Source organism: Bacillus sp. AF62 (genome assembly GCF_050312695.1).
GTDB lineage: Bacteria > Bacillota > Bacilli > Bacillales > Bacillaceae_G > Bacillus_A > Bacillus_A cereus.
Genome location: NZ_JBNPJZ010000021.1, coordinates 25,241 through 48,226, shown reverse-complemented (window position 1 = coordinate 48,226; position 22,986 = coordinate 25,241). Strand labels below are relative to the sequence as shown.

Below are 22,986 nucleotides of genomic sequence, written 5' to 3'. Positions count from 1 at the left end.
CATGAAGGATTGGCATAAAAGTGTAGTCTATCAAATTTATCCGAAGAGCTTTAATAGTTATTACAATAGAGAAACCGGTGATATAAAAGGGGTTACAGAGAAACTAGATTATTTAAAAGAACTCGGAGTGGATTATATATGGTTAACACCTATATACCAATCACCACAAAATGATAATGGATATGATGTAAGTGATTACTACAGCATTGATCCATCTTACGGAACGATGGAAGAGTTTGAAGAACTTTTAGAGGAAGCGAAAGTACGTAACATTGAGATTATGCTTGATATTGTTGTAAATCATAGTTCGACTGAACATAAGTGGTTTAAAGAAGCGAAGGAAGATCAAAATAGTCCATATCGTAATTACTATATTTGGCGTGATGAAAAAAATAATTGGCAATCTAAGTTTGGTGGATCTGCTTGGAAATATGATGAGAAGACGGAGCAATATTATTTACATTTATTTGATGAAACACAAGCTGATTTAAATTGGGAAAATGAAAAACTTCGTGAAGAAGTATATGATATGATGCGTTTTTGGCTGGATAAAGGAGTAACAGGATTCCGATTAGATGTCATTAACTTAATTTCAAAAGACCAATGCTTCTTAAACGATGAAGGTAGTACTGCGACAAGTGATGGACGCAAGTATTATACAGATGGTCCGCGTGTTCATGAATATTTACAAGAGATGAACCGAAATGTTTTTGAAGGAAAAGATGTAATTACAGTTGGAGAAATGTCATCTACGACAATTGATAATTGTATTAAATATTCTAATCCTGAGCGTAATGAATTAAGCATGACGTTTAGTTTCCATCATTTAAAAGTAGATTATCCGAATGGTGATAAGTGGACGAAAGCAGAGTTTGATTTTATTAAATTAAAAGAGATTATGTCTAACTGGCAAATTGAAATGCAAAAAGGCGGAGGATGGAATGCGTTATTTTGGTGTAATCATGACCAGCCTCGCATCGTGTCACGCTTTGGTGATGATGGAAAGTACCGAAACGAATCTGCAAAAATGTTAGCGACAGCCATGCACATGCTGCAAGGAACGCCTTATATTTATCAAGGGGAAGAAATCGGTATGACGAATCCTAAATTTGAGTCCATCGAGCAATATCGTGATGTGGAATCGTTAAATATATACGATATAAAGCTAAAAGAAGGGCTATCAAAAGAAGAGATTATAGGGATTTTAAAGCAAAAATCTCGTGACAATTCGCGCACTCCAATGCAGTGGAATGAAGAGATGAACAGTGGTTTTACAACAAGTACACCTTGGATTTCAGCGGCTGAAAACTTTAAAGAAATAAACGTAGAGAAGGCATTAGAAGATAAAGAGTCCGTATTTTATCATTATAAAAAGTTAATAGAACTTAGAAAAACGTATGATGTAATTACTGAAGGAGAATATGCTATTTTGGATAAAAATGATCCTAAAATTTGGGCATATACTCGTACTACAGAAAGTGAAGTACTACTTGTTATAAATAACTTCTATGAAGAAGAAATAACTTACTCTATACCAGCGCACGTTCAATTAGATGGAATGAAACAAGAAGTACTACTGTCGAATTATAAAGATGCCAGCAAGGATATTGCAAAACTTAACTTAAGACCATATGAATCAATTGTGTATCGATATACGAAATAAAAGGTTGTATGCCGCATGGGCATACAACCTTTTATTTTAGGACACCACTGTACAAAATGTTTACCTCTACCTCAGGTTTGAATTTTACTTTTGCATAATCTTTATTCCAATTTTTCTTCTTCCATAAGTCAGGGTGATAGGCGATAAGGTGTCTGCCGATACCGAAAGCATCACAGTTTGCTTTTTGTAACTTTTTCGTTATCTTTTTAGCTTCTTTCGTAAGTTGTTTAGACAATTCTTTATTTAGTTTTTTTCTTTCATCCATTTTGTAAAGATTATCTCTCGGAGCTTCAAGCGCTATAACTTTTAGTTGGAGCTTAATGTGAGCATAAACATTTCCTTTTTTATCTGTTGTTATTTTTAAGTCTCGTTTTAACTTTCGATTGCTAATTTCCATTGTTAAATAATCAGATGTTTTCTCTGATTCACCGCTAGTAAGCTTTTGGGTTATACGGGCACTTGTTCCCATTTTTCCGGTTAATAATACGAATAAAACAGATTGTTTCAAAGGTAAATGCCCAGTTAATTTATCATTGTTAAATAAAGCTAGACCGTTTGTAATTACTTCTTTTCCTTTTATTTTTATAGAAGGGAGGGTAAAGTCTTTACCGGGATCTAACATTTTTGTAGCAGCTGTTTCTAAAGTTTCTTTTGGAAATACACTCATATCTTCTAAGCTTTTCACTTTTTTCTTTAGAAAATCTCCAATTAGTAAATTTCCTACTTTCTTTTTTTCTAGTATCTCCGATGTTTCACCATCTACTGCAATAAGTTTTACTAAAGCAGTTGGGTTTGTTGGGTCCCGAAAGCTGACATCTAAATAAGGTAATATACCTTTTTTTAGGATTTTGGTTCCTAGTAATTGAACGCCATATTTAAAATAGCGAATATTCCCAGTAACATTTTTTTTTAGGGCATCGCTTGTATCCCTTATGTTATGCCCCGTTGCTGAATGTATTTCATTTTCGAATGAAGATTGCTCTCCGCTTGAACTTTTTACGAGCTCGATTGTTTGCTGGAGTTTATTCTCTTCCGTAATATCAGATCCAATACTATAAGCTAACCTTGCTTCCCTTAATGGTTCTTGATCCCAACAGCCAGAAAGGAGGGAACTAGCACATAATATAGAAAGTAATTTAACTTTTCTTGTGAACATACTGTTCTCCTTTCTTATTTCGTATCACAGAATAAAGTAGAAATAAAAGAGGGAGGACAACAATAAAAATATACGTGAACTTATCAGTGAAAGTTGAGATTACTTTTAATTCTTCAGGTGTATCTATAAATAAGGCTACACTAAAAGCAATAATACCAATGATTGGAACAGCTTTTTTATGATTAGCAAGATTGAATATATGTCCCACTCCGATTGAAGCAGCGCAATAATAACTAGCGATAGAAGCTGCAACTGTTATCATCCATATGGGAATGAATAGTAAATCAGTCCGGTCTATAATCCCAATATGTAAGGAACGTAATAAGTAAGCAACTGGTTCTGGAATAAGCTCAATTTGTTTTGGACTAAATACGATAAAGCAAATCCAAACAGTAAAAGTATAAAAAAGTGTTACAAATCCATTAGCGATAGAAATGGCCTTCAGTTTTGCGACAGAACTGCCATTTACTTTTGGAAAAGCGATAAGAATAATTTCAAAACCATACATGGCTGTAATTGTTTCCTTGGATGCTTGAATTATATTCCACCAGCCGGCTTCTGTAATGGGAAAAATATAAGAAAAATCAGCTCGGGAAAGCCCTAGGGCAATTAAAAGGGCCATTGGAATAATGAGGATAGAGGCCATGACATAAAATCGTACGATGACTTTAAAAGTGTTATAAGCTACATAACAACAAGCTATTGTAAATAGCATGAGAATGGCAGACCAAGGAGTAGCTTGTAATATCCAAACTTTAATGACATTACAAGCATTTAACATAACTGTCATACCGATAAGAGTAAAATAAAAAACATAAGCAAAACCTAATAGTTTTCCAAACTTATTACCAAATAGCATACAAACACTTTCGTACATATCTGCATCAGGAAATCGTTTTAAGAAAAGCCACATAAGTAAAATAATAAGCTGAATCGCAAGCCCAGCGATGAGAGCAGAAATCCATCCGCCACCTTTCGCTATCGGGTGAAGACGGTTTGGTAAAGAAAGTATACCAACTCCGATTTGGCACTGAATAACGAAAAAGGTAAATTGAACAAGTGAAATTTTACTTTGCGTGTTTGTCACCGTCCTCATCCTCTCTCGTTACATGTTGTCGTTGCATTTTTTTCGGTTTTGGATCATGTGGTCGTTCCCAAAATGACTAAATTGGAAGTCTTACAAAAGAATCTTTCATATCTTTGATCCGCATCGGGGCAACAGGAGAAAGATATGGTGTATGAAACGAATGAAGCTGACATAAGTGAACGAAAGTTATAATTAGACCGAATGATATTCCTACATATCCGAATATGGCAGCAAGAAGCATTAACGGAAAACGAAGAATTCGAACTGCTGAACTCATATCATTTGATGGAACGAGAAAAGATGAGATTGCAGTTAAAGCTACAACGATAATCATTGTGTAAGAAACGAGTCCGGCTTTTACAATCGCATCACCAATTACTAAACCACCTACAATACCGATTGTTTGTCCAACTCGGCTTGGCAAGCGAATACCAGCTTCCCCTAATAATTCGAAAATCAATTCCATTAAGAGAGCCTCAAAAATGGGAGGGAGAGGTACTTTTTCTAATGAAGCCTTAATTGTATAAACGAGCTCGAGTGGCAACACATCAGGATGAAAAGCGACGGTTGCGATATATATAGCTGGTAGGAGAAATGCAATTAAAAAGCTCACTAGGCGAATCATTCGGACGAAAGAACCAACAATCCAGCGGTTATTATAGTCATCTGGTGATTGATAGAAAGCGAATAACGTAACAGGAACGATAAGAGCTGTTGGATCTCCGTCAGATAAAATAGCAACTCGTCCTTCCATTAAATTTGCTGCGACTCTATCTGGACGCTCTGTATTTAATTGCTGTGGAAATGGTGAGAAAGACGTATCCTCTATAAATTCTTGTATATATCCTGGAGGCATAAGTGCATCTGTTTTAATCGTTTGCAACCTTCTTTTTACTTCTGTAACTAAATCGTCATTAGCTATGTTTTGCATATAAGCAATAGCTACTTTCGTGTGCATTTCTTCACCGAGTGTAAAATATTTAACAACTACATTTGGACTCTTAATGAGTTTACGAATAGAGGCTAAATTCGTTGCTAAATCTTCTACAAAACCAGTATGCGGTCCACGTACAATACCTTCATTATCAGGCTCTGTTATATCTCTTTTTAAAGATAGAGCCGTTTCAAAAATGCAAAAGCTTTCGACATGTTCATGAAAATATAAAGATTTACCTTGTAATAAAAGCTGCACACCATAATTTAAATTCGTTTCTTTTTTCATATTTAATGTAGAAAAAGCTTTATCTAAAGATAAATCCGATCGCGTTAATAATGGCTCAAGAGCTAATTGATGAATTAGATTTGGGTCTGCTAAAGATTCGATATATATGATTATTCCTTTTCCGTTTTGAAAAGGGAGATCTAATTTTTTTATATCATCAGAATGAGAAAGTTTATTTTCAATGTAATTAATGTTCTCAGGGAGTGATGGAAACATATGCTTTTGTTTTTTACTCTCTTGCTGTTCTTTTTGCTCTGTCATAATTTCCACCTCTTTTAGTATAAAGTTACTTCTGTTAATTTTTGCTTTTTGTGAGAAATTTATGCTTGGATTATTTTTGAAAAAGCAGCTTGAAAGTTACGTTACGTCATCTTTTATACTATAGAAAATAGGATATAGGGGATGATATAAATGACTTTGAGGCATATGTGGGGATGGAAAGAAGTTTTATATTTATTTGTGTTTGTATTTATTATTGTTCCAGTAACTGTTGAATCTCTTTTTTATGACTATGCTTTAAAAATAATAGGTAACTCATTATATGCTGGGGTATTAATGGGATTTATAATGGCAGTGATATTTACTACTGTAGTTTATCTTTTTTGTATAAAAAGGTATAAACTCTCGTGGAAAGATATTGGAATTCAGAAGCTTTCATGGAAAAATCTCTTATGGACAGTTGGAGCGGTTATTTTCTTAATTGTAGCTAGTATTGCTGTATTAGTGATAATGGAGAAAATGGGTATTTCTTTTGAGAACAGTAAGACGGAGACGGTCCAAAATGATAAATCAATCTATTCATTCTGTATCGCGGTAATTGGAGCAGCAATTATATCACCAATCTATGAAGAGATTTTATATCGAGGTGTTTTTTATACATTTTTTCGTGATCGATATGGCATGTGGGGCGGTATGTTTATAAGTTCCATAATATTTACCGTTGTCCATATTCCAACATATAACACATTACCGGTGAACTTTTTAAGTGGAGTAGTATTTGCTTGGTTATATGAGAAAACAAATTCTATTTTATCGGCTATGATTGCCCATGCATTATTCAATTTCATAGCAGTACTTCTCACATTTGTGTCGAATTAAGAAGATATATAGGAGGGATATATATGGAAATAGCTGTAGAACGTGTTTTTACGAAAGAGATTTTAAAAAGAGCAGCGGGTTTGTTTCATGTAACAGTAGAAGAAAAGCCACTTGGGGATTTTGAGAATTATATTTTTAAGGCGAAGGGTGATAATGATGAAGATTACGTATTACGTTTAACACATTCTTCTCATCGCTCTAAACAAGAGGTAGAGGCTGAACTAGATTTTTTACGATATGTTGCGGAGAATGGGGCAAAGGTAGCAGGGCCTCTTCATTCAAAGTCTCAAAATCTTGTAGAAGAGATTAGAGCAGAGGATGGGACTTTCTTTTTCGCTTCCTTATTTACATATGCAAAAGGTGAGCAAGTAAAAGGAGAAGAATCGCCTTATTGGGGAAATGCTTATTTTGAAGCGTGGGGAAAAGCGATTGGACAACTGCATCGCCTTACAATGGATTATCCTAAAACAGACTACCGTGATACGTGGGAAGAAGACGAAAGTGGAATTGTTAATGAATTAGAAGATGAGAAAGTGAAAGAGGTTGCTGCTGTATTAATGGGGGAAATAAAGACTCTTCCAATTGGAAGAGCAACATTCGGCCTTATGCATGGCGATATTCATCCAGGTAATTTCCATTATGATGGGAAAGAGCTTACAATCTTTGATTTTGATGATGCGGCCTATAATTACTTCATTCATGATTTGGCAATGGTTCTTTATTACTCGGTCCTTTTTACACCGTGGACAGTGGAGGAGAAGACGACATTCGCTCGTAAACAGTTACAAGTGTTAAGAAAAGGATACGAATATGAGCACAGGCTGGCGGATAGTTGGTATGAATCGTTACCACTATTTTTACGCTTACGTGATATAGGTTTATATGGAACGCTTCAAAAGAAGTTTAAAGGGAAAGATATGCCTGATAATTTCTTGAAATTATCGGAAGAGCTATACGGAAGAATTATCAAAAAAGAAGCAATTGTGAATATATAATACATTTAGTTCAAAACAAAGTATATAAAACAAATATATACTTTGTTTTTTTATACAAAAATATGTTTACTTTATTAAAATAATATTGTCCTAGATTCGGTATACACTTATAATTTTATATATATTCTGAATATTCTTTATAAAAAGAGGAGGGGGAATGTTGGAAGCTATCGTAAGTTGGATCAATAATATTGTTTGGAGTCCAGCACTTGTTTATTTATGTTTAGGAGCAGGTTTATATTTTTCCATTCGAACGAGGTTTTTACAAGTAAGGCATGTAGGAGAAATGGTGAAGCTTACATTTCAAGGAGAAAAATCGGATGCTGGTGTTTCTTCGTTCCAGGCGTTAGCACTTTCTTTATCAGGGCGCGTTGGAACAGGAAATATTGCGGGTGTTGCAACGGCTGTTGCATTTGGTGGTCCAGGAGCTGTCTTTTGGATGTGGGTGGTAGCTTTTCTAGGAGCAGGTTCTGCTTATGTAGAATCGACACTTGCACAAATATATAAGACGAAGCATCAAGGCCAATTCCGTGGTGGTCCAGCTTATTACATTGAAAAAGGGTTAGGGGTTAAATGGTATGCATTAGTATTCGTTGCAGCAACAATTCTTGCAACGGGGATGCTGTTACCGGGTGTTCAGGCAAATAGTATTGCTGTAAGTTTGGAAACAGCTTTCGGTATTAATACTTCTGTATCTGGAGCGGTATTAGTAGCGGCATTAGCGCTTATTATTTTTGGTGGAGTTAAGCGAATTGTTAACGTAGCGCAAGTTGTAGTGCCATTTATGGCGCTTGGTTATATTTTAGTAGCTTGCGTCATTGTTGCTATGAATATTGAAAAATTACCAGATGCTTTCATGTTAATTTTAAAAAGTGCATTTGCATTAGAAGCAGCTTTTGGTGGAATTATTGGTTTAGCAATCTCTTGGGGAGTAAAACGTGGTATTTATTCCAATGAAGCAGGACAAGGAACTGGGGCCCATGCGGCGGCAGCTGCTGAAGTATCACATCCAGCTAAACAAGGGTTAGTACAAGCATTTTCCGTTTACATTGATACATTATTCGTCTGTTCAGCAACAGCATTTATGATGATTATTACAGGCATGTATAACGTATTTGATGCAAGCGGAAAAAACTTTATTGTCAATAAATTAAATGGTGCACAGCCGGGTCCTGGTTATACACAGGCAGCAGTAGAATCTGTTTTTCCTGGATTTGGAAATGGTTTCGTTGCAATCTCTTTACTATTCTTCGCGTTTACAACAATTATGGCGTATTACTACATTGCAGAAACGAATATTGCATACTTAAATCGTGATAAAGACCGTCCTTGGATGTCCATCGTACTAAAATTTGTATTCTTAGGAGTCGTATTCTATGGTTGTGTAAAAACAGCTGCAACAGCATGGGCTTTAGGTGACATTGGTGTAGGGATTATGGCATGGGTTAACATTATCGCGATTTTACTACTACAAAAACCAGCATTGATCGCATTAAAAGACTATGAAAAGCAGAAAAAAGAAGGGAAAGATCCAGTATTTGATCCGCAGGAATTAGGAATTAAAAATGCTGATTTCTGGGAGCATGAGTACGGGAAAGATAAGAAAGAAGAAGTATCTTAACAGAATAGAAATGAAGAAGCAAAGGGGAAACTCTTTGCTTTTTTTTATGGACAAATTGAAGCTAAAAGTTATTTTTGGGACTGTTTTTGAATATAAAAAGAATGTACATGCTTTGTTAGGGGAAGGGGTGAGTATGTTGATAGAGTTTCGTAACGTAAATAAATATTATGGCAACTTTCAAGTTTTGAAAAATATTAATGTGCAAGTGAAAAAAGGCGAAGTGGTAGTAGTAGTTGGTCCTTCAGGATCAGGAAAAAGCACGTTGCTTCGGTGTATAAATCAGCTAGAGACAATTACCGACGGAGAATTAATCGTACAAAATACGGAGGTACACAATGCAAAAACAGATATGAATGAATTACGCCGAAATATCGGGATGGTTTTTCAGCATTTTTATTTATACCCGCATAAAACGGTTCTTCAAAATATTACACTAGCACCTATTAAAGTAAATAAAGTTTCCAAAGAAGAAGCAGAAAAAACAGCAATGTTTTATTTAGAGAAAGTAGGAATCCCGGAGAAGGCTAATGTATATCCGCATCAACTATCCGGAGGACAACAGCAAAGGGTAGCAATTGCTAGAGGACTTGCGATGCAACCGGAAATTATGCTGTTCGATGAGCCTACGTCTGCTCTTGATCCGGAGATGATCGGGGAAGTACTTGATGTTATGAAAACGCTAGCTAAAGAAGGGATGACGATGGTCGTCGTCACGCATGAGATGGGATTTGCAAGAGAAGTAGCAGATCGAATTTTATTTATGGATGATGGCCAAATCATTGAGGATACAACACCAGTGCAATTCTTTGCAAGTCCTGAACAAGAAAGAGCGCGTCTATTTTTAAGAAGAGTGTTAAATCATTAAAGGAGGAATTTCATGCTTAAAATGAAAAAGTTGTTTACGTTAATCGTATTTTCATGTTTATTCGTACTTGTCGTTGCTGGGTGCGGAAGTAAAAAAGATGAGGCGAAAGAAACGAATACGAAGCAAGGCGGGGCTGTTGAACAAATTAAGAAGCGCGGGAAACTAGTAGTTGGAGTGAAGAATGATACGAACTTATTTGGCTTGAAAAATCCTTCAACAGGGCAGGTAGAAGGATTTGATGTTGATATCGCAAAGGCGCTTGCGAAAAAAATCCTTGGAGATGAAAAGAAACTAGAATTAAAAGAAGTAACGTCTAAAACGCGTATTCCACTACTGAAAAACGGTGACATTGATGCAATTATCGCAACAATGACAATTACGGAAGAACGTAAAAAAGAAGTTGATTTTTCAGATGTATATTTTAAAGCAGGGCAATCGTTACTTGTGAAAAAAGGAAGCAATATTAAGAGTATTGATGATATAAAACAAGGTGTGAAAGTATTAGCTGTAAAAGGCTCAACATCTACAAATAACATTCGTCAAAAGTCACCAGAAGCGACTGTATTAGAATTTGAAAATTACAGTGAGGCATTTACGGCGTTAAAAGCAGGAAAAGGTGATGTTTTAACGACAGATAATGCAATTCTTTACGGTATGGCAAAACAAGATTCAAATTATGAAGTTGTAGGGAAAATTTTCACGGATGAACCGTACGGAATTGCAGTGCAAAAAGGTGCAGATGATTTAATGAAAGAGATTAATAGCTTGCTAAAAGATATGAAAGCGAATGGAGAATACGATAAATTGTATGAGAAATGGATTGGTCAAAAACAAGAAAAATAAAGTGACACTTAATTGGAATAAATAATAAGAGTGAGAGGATGAGGGATGCTCATCCTCTTCTTGTAAAGAAAGAGGGGAGAATATGTGCCTGATTTTTCTATACTAACGAATAACATTGATATGTATTTAGAAGGCTTTAAGTATACAGTTATGTCTAGTGTAATTGCATTAATAGGAAGCTTTATTTTAGGAGTAATTTTGGCGGTAATGCGTATTGCACCGATTCGTATTTTAAATTGGGTAGGATCAGCTTTTGTAGAGTTTGTAAGAAATATTCCACTCGTATTAATTGCATTTATATTTTATTTCGCTTTACCTGTAATAGGAATTACTTTAAATGGTTTTGTAGCAGGAACAGTTACGCTTACGGTATATACGGCAGCGTTTATTGCGGAAGTTATTCGCGCTGGTATTCTATCAGTTGCGAAAGGTCAGATGGAAGCAGCACGTTCCTCAGGATTGACTTATACGCAAGCAATGTACCATGTCGTTTTACCTCAAGCGATGAAAATCGTAATCCCTCCTTTAGGAAATCAATTTCTCAATTTAGTAAAAAACTCTTCCATACTCGGAATTATCGCTGGTACGGATTTGATGTATCAAGGAGATTTAATTTCAACGAAGACGTTTGTTACGTTTGATGTCTATATATTTGTCGGGATGTTTTATTTAATATTAACAATTCCGCTCAGTATGCTAGTGCGTTATTTAGAAAAACGCTTGGCAAAGGAGGCGGTGTAAATGGATTTTAAGGGAGCAATTACAGGAGATCATATTCTATTTTTATTAAAAGGATTACTTATAACATTAGAGGTAGCGCTCGTAGCAATTGTACTTAGTTTTATTATTGGAAGTGTAATCGGTATATTGCGCTACACGAAAATACCTGTCGTCTCACAAGTATTAGGAGTTGTAGTTGAAGTGATTCGAAACTTACCACTACTGTTAATTATATTTTTCACGTATTTTGCACTTCCAGAAGCAGGCTTGAAATTAGAAATTATAACAGCTGCAATTGTTGCTTTAACAATATTTGAGGCAGCAATGATATCTGAAATTGTTCGAAGTGGTCTGTTATCTATTGAAAAAGGACAGATTGAGGCCGCAAGATCTTCAGGATTAACGTATGTGCAAGCGCTTTGGCATATTATTTTGCCACAAGCATTAAGGAGAATGGTCCCGCCGCTTGTCAGTCAGTTTATTTCATTGCTGAAGGATACGTCGCTAGCGGTTGTTATATCACTCCCAGAGCTTATGCATAATGCTCAAATTATTAGCGGGCAGAATGTAAATTATATGATTCCAACGTTTATAGTAGTAGCTTGTATGTATTTTATCGTAAATTATAGTTTATCAATTTTATCGAGAAGGTTAGAACTTCGTTGACTCTTACAATATATGTAAGAGTTTTTTCCTTGTTTATCCTTATTTTCCTCTAAATAGAATCTAAATCTTGCAATAATTAGATTTTTTATATTATTTTATCAGAAAAGTTTTAATTTTATATAGAAAATGTAATCGCTTTCGTGTATATTTTTATTATCAGAAAATTTTAACAAGACATAGGGGTATGGTAGGGGGAGGATTTAGATGCAGCAACCAACGAATGAGAAATTACATCGTACGATGAAGAGTAGACATTTATTTATGATCGCACTTGGTGGTGTAATCGGAACTGGTTTTTTCTTAGGTTCAGGTTACACTATTAATCAGGCTGGACCAGGGGGGGCCATCCTTTCATATTTAGTAGGCGGATTTATTATGTATTTAACAATGCTTTGTCTTGGAGAGTTAACGGTAGCAATGCCAGTTTCAGGTTCTTTCCAAAAGTATGCAACGAAGTTTATTGGACCAGGAACGGGCTTTATGATCGGCTGGCTATACTGGCTTGGCTGGGCAGTAACAGTAGGACTAGAATTAACGTCAATCGGTTTAATGATGAAAAGATGGTTTCCAAATGTTGATGTTTGGGTATGGTGCCTTGTATTCGGCGTTATTCTATATGCGTCAAATGCTATCTCAGCGAAAAGCTACGCTGAATTAGAATTTTGGTTTTCTAGTATTAAAGTAATTACAATCCTTGCATTTGTTGTTCTTGGTGGTAGTGCATTATTAGGATTTATATCATATGACGGAAAAGAAGCAGCACCTCTTTTCTCTAACTTTGTAAGCGATGGTGGACTTTTCCCGAATGGACTAGCTGCCGTATTACTTACAATGATTACAGTTAACTTCTCGTTCCAAGGAACAGAGTTAATCGGAATTGCAGCGGGAGAAAGTAAAAATCCAGAAAAAACAATTCCACGTGCGATCCGTAATACAGTATGGCGCATTATGTTATTCTTCATTTTAACAATGACGATTTTAGTAGGATTAATTTCTTGGAAAGAAGCAGGCGTAATTGAAAGCCCATTTGTAGTCGTATTTGATAAAATTGGTATTCCATACGCAGCTGATATTATGAACTTCGTTATTATTACTGCGTTATTATCTGTAGCGAACTCTGGATTATATGCAGCGACGCGTATACTATGGTCACTTGCAAATGAAGGAATGGCACCAACTTCTTTCAAGAAAGTAAATAAACGTGGTATTCCAATTACAGCGCTAGTCGTAACGATTGCGGTAGCTGGATTATCCCTATTCACAAGTTTCCTTGCAGAAGATACAGTATACATGTACTTATTATCGATAGCTGGTTTATCGGCTGTTTCAAGTTGGATCATTATTGCTCTATCGCAACTTCGCTTTAGAAGTCAGTATATAAAAGGCGGAGGAAAGTTAGAGGACTTAAAGTATAGAACACCACTATATCCGATTGTTCCAATTTTAGCTTTAATTACAAATAGCATCGTTGTTATTAGTTTAGCGTTTATTCCTGAACAAAGAATGGCGTTATACTGCGGTATTCCATTTATCATTTTCTGCTATATATATTATTATTATATGAGTAAGAAACAGCAGAAACCGATGAAAGTGGAGATGGACAAAACAAATGAAACTAACAATCAAACACGATGATATAAAGGCAGATTTATCGTACGCTCAATTAGCGATTGGAAAAGAAAACGGGTATTCACCGTTACAATTACTCGTTTCTTCTATTGCAGGATGTAGTGCAATTGTCTTTCGAACAATTTTAGAAAAGAAACGTATTACATACGATACGTTTACGATCGAAACTGAAATTGGTAGAAGTGAAGCTTTATCCAAACCAGTTGAAAGTGTTCATTTGCACTATAAAATTAAAGCGGAAAACATTACAGAAGAGCAGTTGGACAAAGCATTGCAGCTTGCAGTGAAAAATTGTACGATTGTTCAATCTGTAAAAGACAGTATAAAAGTTACGGAAACAATTGAACTAATAAAGTGAAACATAAAAGCGTGAGAGTATAGCTCTCACGCTTTTATGTTTTTAACAGAGGAGGAAGTATTATGAAATGTTTAGGTTGTAAATTAGCAAACGAAGAGGAAAAAATATATAAAGTATATGAAGATGATTATGTAACTTGCTTTTTAGATCATGCGCCTTTCTACCCAGGACATACTTTAATTGTGCCAAAGCAGCATGTTGTAGAAGTAGACGAATTAGATGACGTTGTAGCAAGATCAATTATGGATGCTTCTAAGCTGATTGCAAAAGCGATTAAGGCATTATATAAACCAGATGGAATTACAGTTTGTCAAAATGGTGGAGTATTTAACGAGTTAACACATTACCATATGCATGTCGTACCAAGATATAAAGAGCGTTCGTTTGCTGAGTTTTATACGGTGCAACCGGAGGAAAAGAAGAATCATAACTTTGAAGAGACAAAGAATTTGTTAAAAGAAGCGATAGAGCAAATACTGCATATTGAAAAGGTGTAAAAGAATTTCTCTTAGAGATACAGTCAGGAAAATTCTAATATTAAAAAGCCCAATTTCTTAGTTACAATAGAGAAATTGGGCTTTTGCTTATTCTATTATTAAATTTTATCTATAAAAAGATTTTGCAGTGTCACAAAGTTACAGTGCTCATTCGTTATATAGAGTGAGAGGAGGAATTATATGAAAGTTACAAACAACGATTATGAAAAGATGGAAGAGCTATATGAGTTGTATGAACAAAAAATTTATTATGTAGCTTATTCTATTTTAAATAATATTCAACAGGCTGAAGATGCGGTTCAAGAGACGTTTATTACTCTTTATAAGAACTTGGAAAAGCTCCATAGCTTGAGCACTGAAGAGCTTAAACGCTATATTTTGAGGGTCGCGAAAAACAAGGCGATTGATAGTTACCGGAAAAATAAACGACATGAAACATTTTTAGAAGAATATGAAAGAGAATCAATAGAAGCAGTAGATGAAAATATTGAAGAGTGGGAAAAACGTAAAATGTCTGAGGTTCAAATTGATACATTGCTAAACGAGTTAAATGAATCTAACAGACAGGTGTTTAAGTACAAAGTCTTCTATAACTTAACGTATCAAGAAATTTCAAGTGTAATGGGGATTACGGAGGCTAATGTCCGCAAGCAGTTTGAACGCGCTCGAAAACGAGTCCAAAATATGATAGGAGGTATACAACATGACGAATTCAAAGAACTCCAAAGAAATATATGAACTTGCTGAAAAAATTGCTTTAGATGATTTTGATAAATCCGAAGAACAACATGAATTTTCACATACATATACGCGCAAAAAGAAATTGTTTATGGAGGAAATGAAGCTGAAAGATGGACAACCACAGAAAAAGCGTAAAAGACATCGTATGTTAATCGCTGCTGCCTGCTTATTGATTGGTATGCCGACAACCGTTTTTGGTGCAGTGAAAGTCTATAATATGATTGTCCAAAAACAAAATTACGAAGTAAATGTTTCAGTAACAAACAAGGACTCGAAAAAGAGTGATAAGTGGTATAAGTTGAAGATTGGTAAATTGCCAGAAAATATGGAAGCAATTGATGACTCTGCTATGAAATATTCATTTAAAGATAACGACGCAAATGGAGGCTTTTCATTTAGTCTTTGGAGAGTAGGGGAAAATGCGGACTTTCAAACTTTATATTCAAAAAGCTACGAAGAAAAAGAGATAGGTGGCAAGAAAGCAGTAATTGTTCATAAAGAAACTGGAAACAACAATGTAATGTTTGATAGGAAGGTCTTTCTCTTTTTTGAGAAAGAAGGGATTATGTTAGAAAGTTTTATTGGATCAGATATAAATGAAGAACAAATGATAGATGTCTTAGGGAATATTTCACTTGAGCCCACGTCAAAAGAAAAGGCATCACATATATCAAATTATGATAAAAAGTATTTTAGCCAAGCAGATGAACCTAAAAAACCTAAAGTGATTCCTTTGAAAAAAGATAGCAAACGACTATTTCATATAGGGCAAAAGGTTCCAGTAACGATATCTATGGATAACAGCCAAATTGAATATGTGATAGAAAAAGTTGAAGTTTTTGATTCGATTAAAGATTTTAAACAAGAGAACTTTAATGAACTTGGCCTAGGGATATTAAGCAAGAAGAAGGCTTTAGATCAGACGGGAAAACTGCTATCGTACAGACGGGATGTATATAAATTAGGGAATGGTAAAGATTCAATTGATACATTAGTAGATTCGCAATTAGTTAATGTTAAATTTGTCTACTTGACAACAACAGTGAGAAATATTGGTAAACAGGCGACAGAAGAAATCTATATGCATCCATCCATAAAGCAGCTTAAATTTGAAGGGAATGCATGGAAATACGCTAAAGAAGAGGGAATGGATGCAACGCGTATTATGACGGGAGAAGTTGATTATTTAGAGCCTCATGGAGATGGGAAAAGCTTCTACAATATTGGCAATATCCGACCAGGAGAAACGGTAAAAGTTAACTTCGGTTATTTTGTAGATGAAGATAAACTAGATTCAATCTTTTTGGATGTTTTTAATTACAGAGGGACTGGCGACACTGAAAATATGAATGCGAAACATCGTTGGTGGTTTGATATTCGTCAATAGTAACAACTGAACAAAAAAGCTGCTTATATTTAGCAGCTTTTTTCGTCTTCATACATATGTAAAACTTCTTTTGCGCGTATACGTAAACCATCTATCAATTCTTTCGGTTCTAAAACTTTTGCATCTTTTCCAAGTCTATAAAATAAAGGAGTAATAAAGTTAATCTCACTTTTATCAATTGTTGAATGTATATATCCTGTCCCATCTTCGTTTACTACAACGAATTCCTCAAGATAAGGAACGCTTTTACATTGGCGTACGCCTTCTGTTGTCAGTAAAACATGTAACTGAGTAGGATTGTGTACTACGTTAGAGTTAGAGGCAAACCACTCTTCTAAATTCATGAATGTATCTGTATTTTCTTCCATTGATAATATTGAGAGAATACGATCAACGCGATACAGTAATACTTTTTTTCTACCGAAGTCATAGGACGGTAAGTACCATAACCCGTCGTGAGCATATACACCAATCGGATGAACATGTTTTGTTTTTATCCCTGATTTAGATTCGTATTGAAAGTGTAAATTTTTATTTTCAATAGCCGCTGTTAACACTTTGTTTAAAAGTGGGGTCTCAATTGTTCTCTTCGGATTCCAAAAGGAGATATAAGAACGTATTTTATCAACTTTCGCTTTCGCCTCATGTTGTAGAGAGCTATATAGTTTATGAGTGACAGAATTGATTTCTGTATTAAAAGGCAAGTCTCTGTAGTAGCTTAAAGATTGAAAGGCAAAAAAGATGGAGACCGCTTCTTCTTCCGTAAATAAGATAGGTGGAATGACCCTAGTTGTTAATACTTTATATCCTCCATTACGACCTTGTTCAGCATAAATGGGTAATCCCATATCACTTAAATCTAAAATGTATCTATGAACCGTACGAACGGAAATGTTAAATTCATCAGCTATTTCTTGAGCTGTAAATGTTTTTTTCGCAGAAGCAAATATAAGAATATCTAATAAGCGTTTAGCTTTTGACAAATGTATCACCTTTTCTTTTTAACATGACATAAATTGTCATGTTTTATTGTTAGTATATTGTTTACATCATATGTTATCAAGATGAGATGCAAGGAGGAAAAGATATGTCACGTGAAATAGTTTTATTTATAGCGGCGAGCTTAGATGGATATATTGCGAAAGAAGATGATGATTTAGAGTGGTTAATGGAAACAGAAGGAGAGGGAGATAACGATTATACAGAAATGTATGAAACAATTGATACAATAATAATGGGAAAGAGAACGTACGATTATGTAGTAGAGCATACAGAGACATTCCCGTATTTAGATAAAAAATGTTATGTGTTTTCTAATTCAGAAAAAGGCACGAACGGACATGTAGAGTTTGTAAATGAAGATGTAGTGGAGTTTACAAAAAGGTTAAAAGCACAAGAAGGATCTAAAATATGGATGGTCGGTGGAGGAAGTCTATTAAGAGAGTTCTTTAAGAATAATCTAATTGATGAATATATCGTTACGATTACACCGCATATATTAGGTTCTGGAGTTCCGTTATTTCAAGACAAGAACCCGGAAATTAATTTAACTTTAACGGATACGAAACGTTTTGGGCAATTTGTAAATTTATATTATAAAGTAAAATGATAAAGTGAAACTTTAATCAGTGGGGGTTTTGTTCATCTCCCACTGATTATTAGTTGAACCAATCGGGCTTTTACGGGCAGTTGATCCCCCACCTAACTTCTTTGCTTCCGCTGAATTTTGATGTAGGGGTCTTACTGCCCGTTAATGCGGGATAAAGAAACACGACTATTGATGATAGTCGTGTTTTTTTATGGATGGTAATGAAATTATAAAACAAGATCCATGATCAACTTCACTCGTGACAGTAATCGTCCCGCCGTGTAGTTCTACGATCTCCTTCACGATAGAGAGCCCTAAGCCAGTTCCACCTGTAGCGCGTGTTCTTGCTTTATCGACACGGTAAAAGCGATCGAAAATGTGAGGGAGGTCTTCAGGTGGAATACCTTCGCCTTCATCTTCAATTGTAATGGAGATACGTTTATGTTCTTCTGTAATAGAAATGTTTATATGAGAATGTTCTTTTGAATGTCTATAAGCGTTATTTAAAATGTTTACTATAACTTGTTCAAATCGCTGTTCATCTAAGTTTACTAGCAGTGTAGGAGAACAAGAGAAAGAAACTTTAATGTATCTTTCTTTATACACGGCGTTTACTTTTTCAGCTATACGAGTAAGGAAGGTGTGTAAATGCACTTCCTTTACTTGAATAGAAAAGTTATGTTGTTCCATTTGTGCAAGTGAAAATAAATCTTGAACTAAGTTTGTAATGTAATCAGATTCATCTTTTATAATCGATAAATATCGCAAACGTTGCTCAGGAGAGGTGCTTTCTTTTAAAGCAATGTCAGCATAACCTCTTACGTATGTTAACGGTGTTCGTAATTCGTGAGCAACACTTGCTAGAAATTCACTTCGCTCTGTTTTCATATAATGTAAATCATTTGCGAGCGTTTGGATAGATGATGCTAGTTCACCAATTTCATCATTTCGAGTAGTCGTTAACGAAACGGACAAATCGCCTTTACTCATTTTTTCAGTGGCATGTTTCATGTGTAACAATGGTTTTGTTAATAAACGTGATAATAGAAAGATGGTGATGGCTGTTAGTAGAAACGTAATGACTCCGGCAATAATGAATTGTCTTGTTAGCCCGTTAACCATTTCCTCGATTGATTCCGTCCCGAGAAACATATATACGTAGCCTTCCGTTTTTCCAGCCACTACAATGGGGCTAACTGTACATATATAATTAGATGTTTTCCAATGATTCTCTATAATTGCTCCGTCATGATCTGTCCGTGTTTGCATCTTTTCAATATGCTTTTTTATAGTAGTATTTATTTCATTGGATTTAGCTAGTACCTCCTTATTTGCATTTGTAATAACAACAGTAGTTTCGGCTTCGGATTCCATTAGTGCAACATGGGAGATTGTTTGCTTATCAAAATACTTTTCAAGGACATCTCTGTGACTATTTCCGCGCTTTAATAAAGCTGTCATTTCTTCATTTACTCTATTGTTGACAAGGCTATAATAAAGCGAGACAAATAGAACACTTTCGATTAAAAGTGTAACAATCAAAAAATAAAATCCGAGCTGAATCGAAATTCGCTTCATTGCTTTGCTCCTTAATCTAGAGTATCAACCCATCGATATCCGACTCCGTAAACAGTTTTTAAATGATGATCAATAGGGAAATGTGCTTTTCGCAATTTATCACGTAAATTGCGAATATGTGAATCGACTGTGCGATCTTCTGTATTTGTGTTTAACCCCCAAATTCGTTCGATGAGCTGATCACGGTTTAATACGTAGTTCACATGGCGTAAAAATAATCCGAGTAAAGAAAATTCAATTGGTGTGAGAAGGAGCTCTTCATTATGGACAGAAACGAAGTGTTTTGTTTCATCCCATACAATACCGTGATATTGGATTTGTTTATGTTCATTTGTACGTCTTAAAACGGCTTCAATTCTTGCGAAAAGTTCTTCTTCATGGAAAGGTTTCGTTACGTAATCATCGGCTCCGAGTTTTAATCCTTGAACGACATCTACTGTTTGATCACGAGCTGTAACCATAATGATAGGAATGTTACTAAAAGATCGGATTTTTTTGCACGTTTCCCATCCGTCCATCTTTGGCATCATAATATCGAGTAAAACAAATTTAAAGTTTTGATTTTCTATATGTAAAATAGCTTCTTCTCCTGAATTCGCACATACGCAGTTATATCCAATTGGAGTAAGATAAAGAGTTAATAATTCAAGCATTCTCGGTTCATCGTCTACGAGCAGTATATCAATCATAGAGAGCCCTCCATATTTATAATCGTTACTTAAAGTGTAATGCAAAATCATGAAGAAATGGTGCAGATTATGATGTGTCTGCATAATTTCTTCAGAATTGCTTGTTATTGTGGAGTTGAAATTACATTTTAGGTAATCATATTGGCTCAAAAATGATTAATACGGAGGCGGTATAGTGAAAAAAATGACCCGAATTTTTGGGATAACAATAATTACAGCAGTTGGTCTTGCTGCATGCGGACAAACGAATACAGACCATAAAAACCATGAATCTACAAAAGAGAAAAAAACAGAGCAAAAGGAAATGAAAATGAATCAGGAGGTAACGGCGCCAAAAGAAATGAACGAAGGGGCATCGAATGATTTATTAACGACAAGTTTAAAAAATGTGACGAGGTTAAATACAAATGATCCCCTGCAAATGGCAGTGTTAACTTCGCAAACGATATGGCCAGCAACCCATAAAGAGAACCAGCCAGGTGCTGTTATTTTAGTACCAGTGAGCGAGTGGCAATTAGGTATTGCGAGTGCAGACCTTATTCATCATCCGAATAACGGACCGATTTTATTTATAGAAAAAGAAAAAATACCAGAAATGACGTTAAAAGAAATAAAACGATTAAATCCAATCGGAACGAAAGATGGAACACAAATTATGGTGATGGGGGATGTAGGTACTAGCGCGCTTGAACAATTAAAAGGTTATAAAATAAAACAAATAAAAGAAACGAACCCAGCTATATTTGCTAAAGATGTTGATAAGGAGTATGCCGATATAACAGGAAGCTACCCAAATAGTGTTATTATCGGTTCGTCTGCAGAAGAAGGACGTTTATATACAACCCCCGCTGTAAACTGGATTTCTCATATGCCGGAACCACTACTCTATACAGAAAAGAATAAAGTGCCAGAAGCGACAATAGAGGCATTAAAGATGAGAAAAGATAAAGCAAATATATATGTACTAGGACCAGAAAAAATCGTTTCAAAAGAAGTAGAAAAAGAGTTAAGCAAATACGGGAAAGTAACGCGTATTAGCGGTGAGACTCCAACAGAAAATTCTATCGCATTTGCGAAGTTTAAAGATGAAAAAACAAAATTTGGCTGGGGATTCACAAAATCTGGTCACGGTTTATCATTTGTTTCAAGCAAAACACCAGATTTAGCAGTTGCTGGGGCACCTTTTTCACATATGGGTAAACACGCACCTGTTGTCTTGTTAGAAGAAGGGAAAGCTTCACAACCAGTGTATGACTTCCTTGCTACTATTCAGCCGAAGTTTAAAGATGATCCAACACTTGGACCATATAATCATGGCTTCTTATTAGGAAGTACGAGTGATATTTCATTTGAAACACAAGGAATACTAGATGAGAGGTTAGAAATTGTTCAGGAAAGTGGTCAAGGACACGGTGGACATTAATGAAATGAGAAAAGACGCTACTGATATAGCGTCTTTTTTTATTTTTCTCGACAAAATATGACAAAAAAGTTGTAACTGTTTCTGTTATGATAGTTTCGGAAATCTTACATTTTACATAATCGGAGGAAAAAGAATGTATAAAAAATTGGGTACTATTGCTTTAACAGGTGCACTTGCTTTTAGTTTAGCTGCTTGTGGTGAAACTGAAGTTAAAGAAGTGAGTAAAAACGATGCTCCTAAACAGGCTGAAAAGAAAGATAAAAAGGAAAAAGCTGAAAGCAAGATTTATAAAATTGGAGATACGGTAGAAGTTAATGGTCTACAGCTTACTTTCAGTTCAGCTAAATTCGTTGAGCCTAACGAATACATAAAAGCTGAAAAAGGGAAAGTACTAGAAATCGCTTTTAACGCTAAAAATAATGGCAAAAAAGATATATATTTTGGAACTTCTGAGTTGAAAATTGCTGATACTAACGGCAACCAATTCAAAGAGTACTTTGGTGGGGACAATACGTTTATAAACGAAAATATTGCGCCAGGTAACCAAATTACAAACAAAATGTTATTTGATGTACCAGAAGGCGATAAGTTTGTTGGTACATTTAAACCTACATTTACATTTGACGAGAAATCAGTGAAATTTGAATTTGAAGTTGCTAAATAAGGAGAGATTGAAATGAAAAGAACAGCTGAATTTGTATTAGGTCTTATTGGAGGTATTTTTGGTATTATTTGTGCATTTGTTGCTTTATTGATCGGCGGTATGGGAGCTGCTTTTGAAGCTGATGGAGCAAATACTGTTATTGGTTTAGGTTGGGGAGCTGTGGCTCTATCAATCTTAGGAATTGTTGGATCTGTTATGGTAAGAAGTAAAGCGAAGGTTGGCGGTATTATGATGACTGTGGCTGCTATCGGTGGATTTATTTGTATTTCTATAATTTACTTATTACCAGGCGTATTATTATTAATCGGTGGGTTAATGGGTATATTCCGTAAGGATAAAGCAACTGTATCTGCATAAAATGAGCACTCGAAAGAGTGCTCTTACTATTTTCATTAAATTAGCATAAACTCCTCTAATCCTAAACTATCCAAACTAAACCTCATATATGAAGTGGAAATATCTATAGAACTTTAAATGAATTCCCTTGGTAGCTAAT

Annotated in this window: 22 protein-coding genes and 1 pseudogene; 17 read left to right on the top strand and 6 right to left on the bottom strand. The window is 35.2% G+C overall.

What is annotated here, in order from left to right; genetic code table 11:
- Position 1: 1 nt before the first annotated feature.
- The gene (gene treC, locus ACQRBL_RS03145; protein ID WP_000656153.1) at positions 2–1,663 is read left to right on the top strand and encodes an alpha,alpha-phosphotrehalase; all 1,662 of its coding nucleotides are present in this window, start codon (positions 2–4) and stop codon (positions 1,661–1,663) included.
- A 31-nt stretch (positions 1,664–1,694) separates the two neighbouring features.
- On the opposite strand, the gene gerKC is transcribed toward treC, so the two are convergent.
- The 3 genes and pseudogenes from gerKC to gerKA form a co-directional block, all read right to left on the bottom strand.
- A complete protein-coding gene (gene gerKC / locus ACQRBL_RS03140; RefSeq protein ID WP_065482146.1) occupies positions 1,695–2,819 on the bottom strand; it encodes a spore germination protein GerKC in 1,125 nt (374 codons plus the stop codon).
- Positions 2,800–3,906 (bottom strand): GerAB/ArcD/ProY family transporter, encoded by a 1,107-nt coding sequence (locus tag ACQRBL_RS03135; protein ID WP_021036116.1) that lies wholly within the window; start codon positions 3,904–3,906, stop codon positions 2,800–2,802. Before ACQRBL_RS03135 ends, gerKC begins: the two co-directional genes overlap by 20 nt.
- Positions 3,887–5,389 (bottom strand): annotated as a pseudogene (gene gerKA, locus ACQRBL_RS03130) (spore germination protein GerKA). Before gerKA ends, ACQRBL_RS03135 begins: the two are co-directional and overlap by 20 nt.
- Before the next feature lie 150 nt (positions 5,390–5,539).
- Here gerKA and ACQRBL_RS03125 point away from each other — a divergent pair.
- From ACQRBL_RS03125 to ACQRBL_RS03070, 12 genes are all read left to right on the top strand, one after another.
- The gene (locus ACQRBL_RS03125; RefSeq protein ID WP_411996152.1) at positions 5,540–6,226 is read left to right on the top strand and encodes a CPBP family intramembrane glutamic endopeptidase; all 687 of its coding nucleotides are present in this window, start codon (positions 5,540–5,542) and stop codon (positions 6,224–6,226) included.
- 23 nt (positions 6,227–6,249) lie between these two features.
- The gene (locus tag ACQRBL_RS03120) at positions 6,250–7,221 is read left to right on the top strand and encodes a phosphotransferase enzyme family protein (RefSeq protein WP_097984385.1); all 972 of its coding nucleotides are present in this window, start codon (positions 6,250–6,252) and stop codon (positions 7,219–7,221) included.
- Positions 7,222–7,381: 160 nt separating this feature from the next.
- Positions 7,382–8,842 (top strand): alanine/glycine:cation symporter family protein, encoded by a 1,461-nt coding sequence (locus ACQRBL_RS03115; RefSeq protein ID WP_023521044.1) that lies wholly within the window; start codon positions 7,382–7,384, stop codon positions 8,840–8,842.
- Positions 8,787–9,707: an amino acid ABC transporter ATP-binding protein gene (locus ACQRBL_RS03110; protein WP_043924608.1), complete on the top strand. Its 921-nt coding sequence runs from the start codon at positions 8,787–8,789 to the stop codon at positions 9,705–9,707. The genes ACQRBL_RS03115 and ACQRBL_RS03110 overlap by 56 nt, the downstream gene beginning before the upstream one ends.
- A 12-nt stretch (positions 9,708–9,719) precedes the next feature.
- Positions 9,720–10,550, top strand: coding sequence for a glutamine ABC transporter substrate-binding protein GlnH (gene glnH / locus ACQRBL_RS03105; RefSeq protein ID WP_023521046.1), 831 nt, complete (start codon positions 9,720–9,722; stop codon positions 10,548–10,550).
- An 84-nt stretch (positions 10,551–10,634) separates the two neighbouring features.
- A complete protein-coding gene (locus tag ACQRBL_RS03100) occupies positions 10,635–11,291 on the top strand; it encodes an amino acid ABC transporter permease (protein WP_001112681.1) in 657 nt (218 codons plus the stop codon).
- Positions 11,292–11,936, top strand: a complete 645-nt coding sequence (locus tag ACQRBL_RS03095; RefSeq protein WP_023521047.1) for an amino acid ABC transporter permease — start codon at positions 11,292–11,294, stop codon at positions 11,934–11,936.
- 204 nt (positions 11,937–12,140) lie between these two features.
- Complete coding sequence (locus ACQRBL_RS03090; protein WP_411996151.1) at positions 12,141–13,571, top strand: amino acid permease; 1,431 nt, start codon at positions 12,141–12,143, stop codon at positions 13,569–13,571.
- Positions 13,546–13,923, top strand: coding sequence for an OsmC family protein (locus ACQRBL_RS03085; RefSeq protein ID WP_000778853.1), 378 nt, complete (start codon positions 13,546–13,548; stop codon positions 13,921–13,923). The genes ACQRBL_RS03090 and ACQRBL_RS03085 overlap by 26 nt, the downstream gene beginning before the upstream one ends.
- 62 nt (positions 13,924–13,985) lie before the next feature.
- Positions 13,986–14,420: an HIT family protein gene (locus ACQRBL_RS03080; protein ID WP_023521048.1), complete on the top strand. Its 435-nt coding sequence runs from the start codon at positions 13,986–13,988 to the stop codon at positions 14,418–14,420.
- Positions 14,421–14,600: 180 nt separating this feature from the next.
- The gene (locus ACQRBL_RS03075; RefSeq protein ID WP_000869277.1) at positions 14,601–15,158 is read left to right on the top strand and encodes an RNA polymerase sigma factor; all 558 of its coding nucleotides are present in this window, start codon (positions 14,601–14,603) and stop codon (positions 15,156–15,158) included.
- The gene (locus ACQRBL_RS03070; RefSeq protein WP_023521049.1) at positions 15,124–16,548 is read left to right on the top strand and encodes a DUF4367 domain-containing protein; all 1,425 of its coding nucleotides are present in this window, start codon (positions 15,124–15,126) and stop codon (positions 16,546–16,548) included. The genes ACQRBL_RS03075 and ACQRBL_RS03070 overlap by 35 nt, the downstream gene beginning before the upstream one ends.
- A gap of 29 nt (positions 16,549–16,577) precedes the next feature.
- On the opposite strand, the gene ACQRBL_RS03065 is transcribed toward ACQRBL_RS03070, so the two are convergent.
- Positions 16,578–17,531, bottom strand: a complete 954-nt coding sequence (locus ACQRBL_RS03065; RefSeq protein WP_023521050.1) for a helix-turn-helix transcriptional regulator — start codon at positions 17,529–17,531, stop codon at positions 16,578–16,580.
- Between the two features lie 104 nt (positions 17,532–17,635).
- Here ACQRBL_RS03065 and ACQRBL_RS03060 point away from each other — a divergent pair, with 104 nt between their 5' ends.
- A complete protein-coding gene (locus tag ACQRBL_RS03060) occupies positions 17,636–18,157 on the top strand; it encodes a dihydrofolate reductase family protein (protein ID WP_411996150.1) in 522 nt (173 codons plus the stop codon).
- A gap of 165 nt (positions 18,158–18,322) precedes the next feature.
- On the opposite strand, the gene ACQRBL_RS03055 is transcribed toward ACQRBL_RS03060, so the two are convergent.
- Together ACQRBL_RS03055 and ACQRBL_RS03050 are read right to left on the bottom strand one after the other, a co-directional pair.
- Positions 18,323–19,714, bottom strand: coding sequence for a sensor histidine kinase (locus ACQRBL_RS03055; protein WP_411996149.1), 1,392 nt, complete (start codon positions 19,712–19,714; stop codon positions 18,323–18,325).
- An 11-nt stretch (positions 19,715–19,725) separates the two neighbouring features.
- The gene (locus ACQRBL_RS03050) at positions 19,726–20,403 is read right to left on the bottom strand and encodes a response regulator transcription factor (protein ID WP_000565468.1); all 678 of its coding nucleotides are present in this window, start codon (positions 20,401–20,403) and stop codon (positions 19,726–19,728) included.
- A gap of 175 nt (positions 20,404–20,578) precedes the next feature.
- Between ACQRBL_RS03050 and ACQRBL_RS03045 the strand changes: the two genes are divergently transcribed.
- The 3 genes from ACQRBL_RS03045 to ACQRBL_RS03035 all read left to right on the top strand — a co-directional run bounded on the left by ACQRBL_RS03045 (position 20,579) and on the right by ACQRBL_RS03035 (position 22,847).
- Positions 20,579–21,826: a cell wall-binding repeat-containing protein gene (locus ACQRBL_RS03045; RefSeq protein ID WP_411996148.1), complete on the top strand. Its 1,248-nt coding sequence runs from the start codon at positions 20,579–20,581 to the stop codon at positions 21,824–21,826.
- Positions 21,827–21,959: 133 nt separating this feature from the next.
- Positions 21,960–22,490: a DUF4352 domain-containing protein gene (locus ACQRBL_RS03040; protein ID WP_000277054.1), complete on the top strand. Its 531-nt coding sequence runs from the start codon at positions 21,960–21,962 to the stop codon at positions 22,488–22,490.
- Between the two features lie 12 nt (positions 22,491–22,502).
- The gene (locus ACQRBL_RS03035; RefSeq protein WP_000831286.1) at positions 22,503–22,847 is read left to right on the top strand and encodes a DUF4064 domain-containing protein; all 345 of its coding nucleotides are present in this window, start codon (positions 22,503–22,505) and stop codon (positions 22,845–22,847) included.
- Positions 22,848–22,986 lie beyond the last annotated feature (139 nt).

Coding starts and splice junctions, on each gene's coding strand:
- ACQRBL_RS03060 (WP_411996150.1), top strand. CDS start 17,636: ATGTCACGTGAAATAGTTTTATTTATAGCGGCGAGCTTAGATGGATAT.
- ACQRBL_RS03035 (WP_000831286.1), top strand. CDS start 22,503: ATGAAAAGAACAGCTGAATTTGTATTAGGTCTTATTGGAGGTATTTTT.
- ACQRBL_RS03090 (WP_411996151.1), top strand. CDS start 12,141: ATGCAGCAACCAACGAATGAGAAATTACATCGTACGATGAAGAGTAGA.
- glnH (WP_023521046.1), top strand. CDS start 9,720: ATGCTTAAAATGAAAAAGTTGTTTACGTTAATCGTATTTTCATGTTTA.
- ACQRBL_RS03095 (WP_023521047.1), top strand. CDS start 11,292: ATGGATTTTAAGGGAGCAATTACAGGAGATCATATTCTATTTTTATTA.
- ACQRBL_RS03075 (WP_000869277.1), top strand. CDS start 14,601: ATGAAAGTTACAAACAACGATTATGAAAAGATGGAAGAGCTATATGAG.
- ACQRBL_RS03050 (WP_000565468.1), bottom strand. CDS start 20,403: ATGATTGATATACTGCTCGTAGACGATGAACCGAGAATGCTTGAATTA.
- ACQRBL_RS03055 (WP_411996149.1), bottom strand. CDS start 19,714: ATGAAGCGAATTTCGATTCAGCTCGGATTTTATTTTTTGATTGTTACA.
- ACQRBL_RS03085 (WP_000778853.1), top strand. CDS start 13,546: ATGAAACTAACAATCAAACACGATGATATAAAGGCAGATTTATCGTAC.
- treC (WP_000656153.1), top strand. CDS start 2: ATGAAGGATTGGCATAAAAGTGTAGTCTATCAAATTTATCCGAAGAGC.
- gerKC (WP_065482146.1), bottom strand. CDS start 2,819: ATGTTCACAAGAAAAGTTAAATTACTTTCTATATTATGTGCTAGTTCC.
- ACQRBL_RS03110 (WP_043924608.1), top strand. CDS start 8,787: ATGCTGATTTCTGGGAGCATGAGTACGGGAAAGATAAGAAAGAAGAAG.
- ACQRBL_RS03040 (WP_000277054.1), top strand. CDS start 21,960: ATGTATAAAAAATTGGGTACTATTGCTTTAACAGGTGCACTTGCTTTT.
- ACQRBL_RS03070 (WP_023521049.1), top strand. CDS start 15,124: ATGACGAATTCAAAGAACTCCAAAGAAATATATGAACTTGCTGAAAAA.
- ACQRBL_RS03120 (WP_097984385.1), top strand. CDS start 6,250: ATGGAAATAGCTGTAGAACGTGTTTTTACGAAAGAGATTTTAAAAAGA.
- ACQRBL_RS03125 (WP_411996152.1), top strand. CDS start 5,540: ATGACTTTGAGGCATATGTGGGGATGGAAAGAAGTTTTATATTTATTT.
- ACQRBL_RS03080 (WP_023521048.1), top strand. CDS start 13,986: ATGAAATGTTTAGGTTGTAAATTAGCAAACGAAGAGGAAAAAATATAT.